4 protein-coding genes are annotated in these 10984 nt (G+C 67.3%); 1 reads left to right on the forward strand and 3 read right to left on the reverse strand.

The window, feature by feature from the left end; all coding sequences use genetic code 11:
• The coding region (locus QZT59_RS08870) for an SPFH domain-containing protein (protein WP_290814411.1) at positions 1–706 on the reverse strand (706 nt) is incomplete at its 3' end.
• Between the two features lie 303 nt (positions 707–1009).
• Here QZT59_RS08870 and QZT59_RS08875 point away from each other — a divergent pair.
• A complete protein-coding gene (locus QZT59_RS08875) occupies positions 1010–1351 on the forward strand; it encodes a hypothetical protein (RefSeq protein ID WP_290814414.1) in 342 nt (113 codons plus the stop codon).
• A gap of 77 nt (positions 1352–1428) precedes the next feature.
• Here the strand turns inward: QZT59_RS08875 and QZT59_RS08880 are convergent, their stop codons facing one another.
• Positions 1429–10152 carry a right-handed parallel beta-helix repeat-containing protein gene (locus tag QZT59_RS08880; protein WP_290814417.1) on the reverse strand — a complete coding sequence of 2908 codons (8724 nt, stop codon included), beginning with the start codon at positions 10150–10152 and terminating at the stop codon, positions 1429–1431.
• A 1-nt stretch (position 10153) separates the two neighbouring features.
• A complete protein-coding gene (locus QZT59_RS08885; RefSeq protein ID WP_290814420.1) occupies positions 10154–10591 on the reverse strand; it encodes an ester cyclase in 438 nt (145 codons plus the stop codon).
• Positions 10592–10984 lie beyond the last annotated feature (393 nt).

The following is a 10984-nucleotide window of genomic DNA, read 5'->3' on the forward strand; positions in this document are numbered from 1 at the left end:
CACCCTGGGCTTCCAGGATCTGGCTCTGCTTTTCACCCTGTGCACGGATGATCTGGCTCTGTTTGTCACCTTCGGCCTTCTCGACCGCGCTGCGCCGTTCACCCTGCGCTTCGAGGATCATCGCCCGACGGGTCCGCTCGGCGGAGGTCTGTTTCTCCATCGCGCCCTTGACGTCCGGCGAGGGCGTGACCTCGCGGACCTCGACCGACTCGACGCGGATCCCCCACTCGTCGGTGGGTTCGTCGAGTTCCTCCCGGATGCGGCTGTTGATCTTCTCCCGGCGACTGAGCGTGTCGTCGAGTTCCATGTCGCCCAGCACTGCCCGCAGCGTCGTCTGGGAGAGGTTCGAGACGGCCCGCATGTAGTCGTCGACCTCGAGGAAGGCGCGCTTTGCGTCCATGACCCGGATGTAGACGACGGCGTCGGCGGTCACCGGCGAGTTGTCGCGGGTGATCGCCTCCTGGCTCGGCACGTCGATCGTCTGGGTCCGCATGTCGAAGCGGTACGTCCGCGAGACGAACGGCGGCACGACGTTCAGCCCCGGCTCGAGCAGCTTGCGGTACTCGCCGAACACCGTCAGCGCCTCGCGATCGTAGGCGTTGACGAACACGACCATCTGCCAGAGCGTGACGACGGCCAGAACGAGGACGAGCGCGCCGACGACGAGCGTCGCTTCCGCCGCCTGAAAGGGGACGAGTGGGTCCATTGGGGGACCTTCGGTCGCTGGCCGGAAAACGCTTCCGCGCTACGGTCGCTATGGACGGTTTCGGGACTGGTTCGCTCGGGGGAACGGGCCCCACGGTCGTCTCGATCCTCACGACGATCCGACCGTCCGACCGGCCGTTCCGACCGTCACGACGATCCGACCGTCCGACCGGCCGTTCCGACCCCTCTGTCTCACGGTTGCCGGAGCGCTCCCCTCCCGTCACGACGGCCCGACTGCTCGACCGATCGCTCCGACCGTCACGGCGACCCGAAGTTCATTATTCTCGATCACAAACGATCGAGCATGGACGTGCACGCGGCCGTCGCGGAGGCGACGCTGCTCGAGCGGGTCGTGCTCCTGGGCGTGATCGACCGCGCCGACGGATCGGTCCGCCCGGACGAGGTTCGCTCGACCTGCAACGAACGGTTCACCGTCGAAACCGGTCGGCTCTCGGAGGCCGACGTCTCCCGCGCGCTGAACGTTCTCGAGGCGAACGGCGTGCTCGAGTGCCACCGCGAGAAGAACCCCTCGCCGGTGGGGAAAGGCCGTCCGAGCTACGAACTCGCCGTCGACGCCGACGACGCGCTCGCGGAGCTCGAGAAATACGAGGGAATCTCGTCGCTCGCCAGCTCGATCCGGGAGTGACGCCCTCGCCGACGGTCAGCGGATGCGCCGGACGGTCGCCGGCGAGACCGACGCCGAGCCGACCGTCGGCGAGGGCGTCATCGCGGCCCGCGCGACCGCCGAGCCAGCACGCCGATCGCGAGCAGCGCCGCGAGGGCAGCCACCGCCCCGAATCCGGGTAACCCGTCGTCGTCGGCGCCGTCGTCCGTCGAGTCGTCGACCGGCGGCTCGTCGTCGGCGCCGGTGTCGTCGGTCCGATCGTCGTCCGCCTCGGCGGATCCGTCCCGGGTCACCAGCACCGTCGTCGTCGCCTCGTCGTCGCCGACGTCGAGACGGAGTTCGTGCTCGCCGACCGACAAATCCGCCGCCGGTATCTCGATCTCGAACGTTTCGCGGTCGGCCCCGTCCAGCTCGATCTCGCGGTCGTCGATCGTCCGCCCCTCGAGATTCAGCGCGACCGTCGACGTTCCCGATTCCTCGCCGACGTTTCGGACCGTCGCCGACACGGGGAGCGACTCGCCGACGTCGATCTCGTCGGGAGCCACGAGTTCGACGACCTCGAACGCGGCCGGATCGGGCGCCGGCGCGGGCGGCGACGGCCCGGGCGTCTCGCCGCCGTCGTCGTCGGACGACGCCACGGCGACCGTTCGCACGTCGTGGGCGGTTTCACTCGCCACGCGGATGTCCATCCCCGGCCGGTCGACCTCGTCGACCGTGGTAGAGAGGGTCGCCGTCGTCTCGAACCCGGGATGCAACTCGACCGCCGTCGCGTCGGCGTCCTCCCCGTCGACGGCCAGGACGAGCGATTGGGTGTCGAGCTCGTCACCCCGGTTCTCGACGACCACGTCGACGGCCAGGTCGCCCCCCGTCCGCTCCGGCGCCTCGACGGCCGCGATCGAGACGTCGAAGGTGGGCCGATCGGCGGCGTACATCGGGCCCACCTCGTCACCGAGGCCGGCCGTCGTCGGGTCCGCGTCCGGAACGTCGCTCTCCGCGAGGACGGTGACCCGGGTCCCCTCCGGGACGTCGCCGAGCTCGACCGGAACGACCGCGAACGTCGCGCCGGCGGTCGACGCGCGGTCGATCCGCTCGTCCGCCTCGCCGAGCACCGTCCGATCGTCGTCGACGATCCTGACGGTTGCGTCCGCGGACAGGTTCCCGCGGTTGGCCACGAGGACCTCCGCGGTCACGCCGTCGTCGGTGTCGACGTACTCGACGGACCCCACCGCGAGGTCGGGCCGGACGAACCACGTCGTCCGTTCGTCCGAGGCGACCGCGTCCGCCTCGAGCTTGCCGTTCGGATCGATGCGCACCAGGTCCGGGACGGTCCCGTTCAGCGACCCCGCATCGACCGTTACCGACGCCGTCGCGTTCTCCCCGGAACCGATCCGGTCGACGGTCGTCGCGGCGACCGTACCGGTTCCGTCGTCGAAGGCGACCGGCACGTCGGTCGCGGCGGCGCCGCCGTCGTTTCGCACCGCGGCCGAGATCGCGACGGTATCCGCCTCGCCGCGTTCGCTCGAGATCGAGCCGACCGAGAGCGACGGCGTCGCCGCGACGACGGTCGCCTCCTCGACGCCGGCGTGGGTCTGCTCGTCGTGCTCGACGCGCAGGTCGAACGCGCCGTACTCGTCGACCGGGAGGTCGAACGTGCCGGTCACGTTTTCGCCGGCCTCCAGAGCGTCGTGATCGCCCTCATCGACGACCTCCGAGGCGTTCTCGACGATGACCGTCACGTCGTCGACCGTCGCGACGTCGCCGACGTTTCGGAGTTCGTACTCGACCGTCGCGGTCTCGCCGGCGGCGGCCTCGGTCGCGGTCGCCGAGAGGTCGAATGCGGGCCGGAACTCGTGGTCGGCGACGAACACGTCGTTCGTCGCGTTCGGGTCGAGTTTCTGCACGGCGTAGGCGGCGTGGAAGCCCTCGCCGTCGGGGGCGGGCGTCACGTCGGCGTGCCACGCCGTGTGGTTCGCCTCGCCCACGGCGACGTGCTCGCGGTCGTGGATCCAACCGTCGCCGCGATTCAACCGGTAAACGAGGTCGTTGGCGCTTTCCCCGTCGGTCATCGCGCGGTAGGAGAGGACGGCGTCCTCGTCCGTACTCGCGAGCGCGAGCTCGGAGACCTCGCGGACGTCCTCGCGGAGCTCGAGACCCTCGGCTCCGTTGGCGTCGCCTTCGTGGACGGTCGGGTCGAGGACGCCGTCGACCCAGACCGTCCGACCCGCGTCCGTCGCGATCGAGGTGACGTTGCCCGCCGCGTGAGCGTGCAATTCCTCGCGCTCGCCGTCGGCATCCACGCGCTCGGTGACGACGTCGGCGGTGCGGCTCTCGCCAGCGCCGGCGTCGGCGGTCGGGCCGTCGTCGATCGTCGCGTAGGCCAGCGCGGCGAACTCGCGGTTCGCGTCGAGTCCCAGCGCCGGCAGCGTGGCGTCCGCGATCGTCTCGATCGCTCCCGCCTCGCCGTCGGCGTCGACGGTCGCGTAGCGAACGTCGCCGGCGGAGACGTTCCCGTCGGCGAGTTGGACTGACTCCCAGGCCAGGAGCCAGCCCTCGTCGGTGGACACAACCGAGGGTCGGGTCTGCAGCTCGTCGGTGTCGGTGACCACCTCGGGTTCGCTCCAGCCGTCGCCGTCGTCGATCGCGTATGCGATCTCGTAGTGGGGGAACAGGTCGTCGGGCCCGTCGACCGCGTCGGCGTCGACGCTCTCGTTCAGCGTCGACCAAACGGCGATGACGCCGTCGTCGCTCGCCGCGAGCGCGGGCCGCTCGTCGCTCGTCGCGTCGTCGGTGAGATTCGTCGTCTCGGACCACTCGCCTTCGCTCGCGTCGTAGCGCTGGTAGCGCAGGTCCCGCCCGTCGCTGACGTTCTTCTCCTCGGACTGGGCGCTCCAGACGACCACGAGATCGTCGCCGACGGCGGCGACGGCCGGCTGGGTGTCCTCCAGGTCGCGCTCGGTCAGACGATCGACCCCGTCGGCCGTCCCGGCGACGGATCCCGCGGTCGCGACCGAGGCGGATTCGCCGCCGGCGAACGGCCGCTCGCCGTACTTGGATGCGAGTTCCCACTCCACGTCCTCGACGGCGTCCGCGTCGTCGGCCGAGAGGACGAGCGTCGTTCCCTCGAGGCCGTCACCGATATCCACGGTGTGGTCGACGTCCAGGGACGCCTCGAGGAGTCCGCAGTCGACGCCCCCGCCGCCGCCGACCGTCGCCTCCCCGCGCAGGTTCGCGTCGTCGACCTCGGGACCGAAGTCGAACGCGACGTCGACGTCGCCGTGGACCTGGGCGTACAGCTCGCAGTACACGTCCACCGTCGCGTAGACGGTGAGCCCAGCGCCGGGCTGGACGGTCCCCTGCTCGAAGGCGAAGTCGCCGTCGAAGTCGCCCTCGGCGGCGATCCTGACGTCGATGTCGGTTCCGAGGCCGACCTCGCCGACAATCGGCGCGTCGACGCCCATGAACGGCCCCGGGATGTCCTCGACTTCGGCGTGGGCGGCGAGCCACGCCTGCAGGAGGGCGAGTTGCGAGTCGACCGACGCTTCGACCTCGGCGCCGGCCTCGACCGAAGCGTCGAGGACGTCGGCTTCGAATCCACCCTCGCCGGTGGCGACCGCCGTCGCGGTGGTCGCGTCGTAGACGATCAGTGCCGAAGCGTCTCCGCCGGCCGACTGTTCGCCCGTGTCGACCGGAAGGTCGTCGAGAGAGAATCCCTCGCCGTCCCCCAGGTCGCCGAGGTCGAACGTCGTGGTGAGCTCGCCGGCCTCCCGGTCGGCCTCGAAGGCGTCCTCGTAGGGTTCGAGCCACTCCGGCATCGGCGTCACGGCGACCATCTCGGTCATCTCCCACTCGCCGCCGTCGGCGGTGACCGCGGTCACCGTCAACTCTTCGTCCCCGTCGAGCTCCCCCAGGTCGAACGTCGCCTCGGCCTCCTGGGCGAATCCGTCGGTCTGCGGGGATTTGGTGACCGTTTCGTCGCCGAGCTCGAAGACGAACTCCGCGACGTCCACCGCCTCGGCGCCGACGGTGTCCATGCTGACCAGCCTGGCCGTGAACGTCTCCTCCCACTCGACGCCCGAGAGCGGCACGCCGCCGTACTCCCGGTCGATCGACGTCGAGGCCATCGGCTGGGGATCCCACTCTAACGTCGGCATCCGAACCGATACGTCGAACTCCTCTTCGGTACCGTCGACGTCGGTGACGGTCACCGTGCGCGTTCCCCAGGGCCACTCGTACTCGTGGAAGACGAGCGATCCCTGGGCCGTGGTGCCGTCGCCGAAGTCCCACGTGGGGTCCTCGGCGTGGGCCGCGTAGAAGATGACGGTCTCGCCCGGTTCCGGCTGGGTGGGCGAGAACGCGATACCGAGGTCGTCCGCTTCGACCGCGACGGGCACCGTCTCCGCGTCGTCGTCGGTGGCGACCGAGAAGTAGTACTGGCCGACGTCGTCCGGACCGGTCTCCCACTCGAGGGTGACCGACTCGCTCTCGCCCGCACCGAGGTCGGTCGTCTCGTTCGCGAGCACCTCGTCGTCGGCGTCGCGGAGTTCGACCGTCTCGGTACCGGATTCGTCGCCGACGTTCTCGACGGTCGCCTCGACCTCGAACGTCCCGTTCTCGGTCACCGGCGAGTTCGTCGCGTCGACCGAGATCTCGAAGGTCGCGGGGGTGAATGCTTCGACCGTCACGTCGACGTCGTCCGCGTCCGCGCCCGCTTCGACCCGAAGGACGTGGGTGCCGACGTCGTCGCCGTCGGTCTCCCACTCGAAGGCGACCGTCTGGAGGCCGTCGTCGTCGAACGCGACCGTCTCGCTGGCGAGCAGTTCGTCGTCGGGTCCCCGGAGTTCGACCGTCTCGTTGGCCGGCCCGTCGCCCACGTATTCGACGCTCACCTCGACGTCGAGCGTCTCGCCTTCGACCACCGGCGAGTTCGTCGACTGGATCTCCACGAAGAACAGGATCGGATCGAGTTCGACGTCTTCGATCGTTTCCTCGTCCGTATCGAGTTCGACGCCCTCGACACCGCCGGGTTCGTATCCCTCGGCGTTGACGAGCAGGTGGTAGATCCCCTCCTCGGGAGCCTCCAATTCGTAGCTCCCGGACGCGTCGGTGACGCCCTGCGCGACCACGGCGTCCGACTCGTCTACGAGTGCGACGTCCGCGTCGGCGATTGCGCTCCCGGTGTCCGCATCGGAGACGGTGCCGCTGACCGTCGGCCCGGGGATCGCCCGTACGTCGATCGATCGTGACGTTTGTGCGGTTTCCCCGGCGTCGTCCTCGACCTCGAGCGTCACCTCGTAACTTCCCGCCTCGTCGTACGCGTACGTGATCTCCGGCACGTCCGTGGACTCGAAGGACCCATCGCCGGTGAAGTCCCAGCGGTGGCTCGCGATTTCACCGGCCGGAGATGACGAGGTGCTCGCGTCGAAGGTGACGGGTTCGTCTTCGAACGGCTCCTCGGGAGCGAACGTGAACGCCGGGTACGGTTCGTCGCCGATCGGGTCGGTGAGCCAGGGGTCGAAACAGACCGTTCCGTGATCCGCTTCGATTTCGTCACCCGAACCCTCCGCAGCCTCGTCCGTACAGCCGTCAGTGACGCCGCCGCTCGGCCCCGTCTCGTGGCCCCACCAGTTCTCGGACGCGTCCAGCACCGGCGGCGACCATGAGTCGTAGACGAGGCCGACGTCGTTGCCCTGGATCGCGTTCCCGGCCACGGTGACCGCCTCGGCGTCGTCGTCGAGAACGAGTCCGTCGCCGTTGTCCTGGATCGCGTTGTCCCGCACGACGACGTCGACCAGGTCGCCGAAGACGTGGAGTTCGACGCCGACGTCGTTTCCGAGGACGGTGTTGTTCGCGACGGTCGAGTTCTCCGCCGGATCGACCAGTTCGAGCGACATCCCGTGTCCGTCGTTTTCGGTAGCCGCCGTTTCGACGACGTGGAGTGGAGCAACTTCTTCGACGTAGACGCCGTCGCCCGCACTCCCCGAGACGGTACTCGAAGCCAGGGTGACGTTCTCGGAGACGGCCAGGTGAACGCCGTCGGTCGTACTGTCGGTGACGGTAACCGAGTCGATCGTCACGTCCGTCGCGTACGCGACGTGGACGGCTGTCGCGACGCCGTCGGCCTCGACGTCCGCTATCGTCACGTCAGTCGCGTTGACGACGATCGCCTGGCCGGCGTTACTGGGGACGGCGACGGATTCGGCACCGAACGCGTAGTACAGCGGCTCGCCGTCGACGGTGTTGTTTCCGATCTCGTGATCGAAGTTCTCGATACTGTCCGAGTACCCGCCCCAGCGCGATTCCTCGATCCTGATGCCGGCGTCGAATTCGTTGTCGAGGACCGTGGCGTTCGTCGATTCGACCAGCCGGAGGTCGACGGCGTGGCCCGAGACGACGTTGCCGGTGATCGGCCCGTCGCTCCACTGCACGAGGTAGATGCCATCGTTCGCGTTGTTCGACACCGTGTTGTTTCGCACCGTTCCGACGTCCGAACTGATTCCGTGGCCATCGTTTCCGGTGACGGTGTTGCCCTCGACCTGCCCATCGCGCGTAACCTCGATGCCAGTCGCACCGTTGTCCGTCACGACGTTCCCCAGCAGCCGCGCATTGAGCGCGTTGATCCCGACGTCGTCGTTGTCGGAGACGACGTTGTCCACGATCGTGAGGTGATCGACCGCTTCGCTGACGTGCTGACTGACGTCGATTCCAACGTCGTTTCCGCGGACGTCGTTCGATTCGACGGTGAGGTTCACGTTCCCGCTCTGAGCCGTGGTCGTCCCGATCCCTTCCCACCGATTGTCCGTCACGGTGTTGTCGACAATCAGTGCGTCTTCGACGTCGTCGAAGTTGATCCCATCAGCGTTCTCCGAGACGGTGTTGTTCGTGACGAACGCGTTCGAGAGGTCCTCGACGTTTATGCCCTGCCGATCGTTGCGTTCGATCACGTTCTCCCGGATCGTCGCCCCGTGGGAGCCGTCCCGAACGTACACGCCCACGCGCTCGGCACTATCCGTGACGAGGTTGTTCGAAACCGTCACCCCGCTTGAGCCGTCGACGAAGACGCCGGACCGTTCCATCGACGTTATCTCGTTCTCCGTAACGACCGCGTCCGCGCTGTCGTAGATCGCGAGTCCCTTCCAGTCGCTCTCCGAAATCGCGTTCTCCGATACCGTCGATGCAGCCGAGCTCCAGAGCGTAATCGCCCCCCGGCTGAAGGTGAGTTCCTCGCTCCCGCCCATTTCGGTCAGGTTGTTGTCCTCGATCACGGCACCGTCGCTATAGGCGACCTGAATGCCGGCTGCGATCCCGTCGAGTTCGAAGCCGCGAATCTCGACGTCGGACGAGTCGACGACGATGATCTGGCCCGCATCGGCCGGGATTTCGGGAGCCGTCTCGCCGTTGACGAAGTACACCGGGTCACCGGCGACCGTGTTGTTCGCGAACGTGTGGTCGAAGTCTTCGAACTGGGTTCCGTCGAGCGCGACGCCGGTTTCGAACACGTTTCCGGTCACGGTGGTGTTGACGGATTCGACGACGTCGAGGTCGACGTCGTGGCCGCTCACCACGTTGTCTTCGACGATCGTGTTCGCGTTCGGTCCGTAGTCTCCCCAGGTGTCGGCTTCGCCATCGAGGAAGATCCCCTGCACGTCGTTGTCATGGACTTCGTTGCCCGTGATCGTCGAGTCCGAAGAGAGCGTGAGGTGGATGCCGCCTTCGTCGCCACCGCCGCCACGTGCGTTCCCTTCGACGACGTTGTCCGAGATCGTGATGTTATTTGCCTGCTGTACGCGTATTCCTTCGTCGTCGAAATCCACGATCGAATTGTTCGTCGCGAGCCCGTGGTGGGACAACTCGCCGAATGTGACCCCCTGGTCGCTCCCGAAGCCCCCATGCACGTCGTTGTCCGTCACGGCACCGTATGGTGACTGCCAGAAGCGGATGCCTCGATTGCTATTGTCCGTAATGTTGTTGGCTCGAATCGCTACGTGTTCGGACTGAGAGATGATGACAGCGTCGTTTGCGCGGTTGTCGTACACCGTGCTGTTCTCGATTCTGGTTCCGTCGGACCCCTCAGCGACTCGAACCGCACGGCTATTTTTCGCGAGCGTGCTGTCGACGATACGGGCGTCTACGGAGTGCGTGAGGTGCACGCCATCGCCAGTTTCCCGGACGGTCACGTTCTCGATACTGGCGTCTGCGGAGTGCTCGATGGCGATGCCGTCCTCGCCGTCGTGATCCGCCACGTAGGTATCTTCGATCACGACGTTCGGGGAGTCGACGACGTGGATCCCGAACCCGTTATTCGGCATTCCGATTCCGCTTTCGACCACCACAGTGGTGTCAGCGATTCGCACGTCCGCAGCGTCCTGGACGACGATCGCGGTGTCACCCCGATAGTCGGTCACGTCGAACCCGTCTACGACGACGCCGTCGGCTCCGTCGATCGTGATCGCCGTATCCAGTTCGACCGACCCGTCACCCTCGAGCACCGGCCGTTCCCCCTCGGCCGCGACGATCGAGAGGTCGTCGACGTCGATCGAGAGTTCTTCCTCGTACGTTCCAGCTTCCACGACGATCGTATCGCCCGGGTCGGAGTCGTTGATGGCGTCCTGAATGGACTCACCGTCCGAGACGAGCGTGGTATCCGCCGCGCCCACCGAACCTCCGAGGGCCACAGCGGCTACGGCGAGCACGCACAGGGCGAGAACGATCGTCACGATGGTCGTGCGACCGAGGGCCGCCGTTTCGCCCGTCCGACTCGGTCGTCCCGGTTCCGTTCCCTGCCGGCCACCAGTCGCGCTCGCGTCGTCTCCGTCGCCGCGCATCTCAGACCTCCTCCGGGAACTCGCCGATCTGGCTGAAGAGTCCGAGCGTATCCCAGACGTCGACCGTCTCCATCAGCCGACCGTCGTCCACGCGGAAGACCGACGTGCCCTCCAGTTCGAACGAGCGACCGGTCGGCGCGATCCCCATGATCTCGCCCTCGTGGGTACCGGTCGAGGTGTAGGTCAGAATCACCGCGTTCCCGTCGACGTAGGTTTCCCGGACGCTCTTCGCCAAGGTTGGCGATCCGGACCGAACCGTGGCGACCCACTCTTTCAGCGCGCTCGCACCGGCGATCGGCTCGTCGAGCAGCGGATCGTGGTGGACGTGCCGGTCCGCCACGAGTTCGTCGATCAGTTCGAGATCCCCGGTGCTCCACACCTCGCGGAGCATCAGTTGTGCGGGATTCGCCGTCGATTTCGGTCCGCGTTCGGCTGTCATCGGAAATTGAACGTCGTACGAACGTGACGGTCATAAGGGTAATCTGTATGACAGTACTGTAAGCGCGCTTGCTGTAGCAGGATACCCTAACATATCTGATGTTTTCAGAGGCGTGCTGGTACGATCGACGGGCCACACCCGGCGGTGACGGCGGTACCCTGCGGGGGCAGCCTGCCGTGAAATCGCGTCGAAAAGTGGTTTCGGACCGTCTCGAGGGGGATCGACCGCGTTCATCGGGACCGATTCGTGGTCGGATCGAGAACGACGGTCGAGGTCGTCGAACCCGAACGGCGATCGAGGAGGCGGCGGAATCCTTCAGGTACCGGTCTGACGGCGGATCGCGAACGCGACCGTCGCACCCAGCGCGAGTAACCCGACGACCAGACCGTAGCC

It is taken from the genome of Halovivax sp. (assembly GCA_007119345.1).
Classification (GTDB): domain Archaea; phylum Halobacteriota; class Halobacteria; order Halobacteriales; family Natrialbaceae; genus Halovivax.

Excerpts from the sequence above, each read along its gene's own strand:
- QZT59_RS08875 (WP_290814414.1), top strand. The coding sequence starts at position 1,010 with ATGGACGTGCACGCGGCCGTCGCGGAGGCGACGCTGCTCGAGCGGGTC.
- QZT59_RS08880 (WP_290814417.1), bottom strand. The coding sequence starts at position 10,152 with ATGCGCGGCGACGGAGACGACGCGAGCGCGACTGGTGGCCGGCAGGGA.
- QZT59_RS08885 (WP_290814420.1), bottom strand. The coding sequence starts at position 10,591 with ATGACAGCCGAACGCGGACCGAAATCGACGGCGAATCCCGCACAACTG.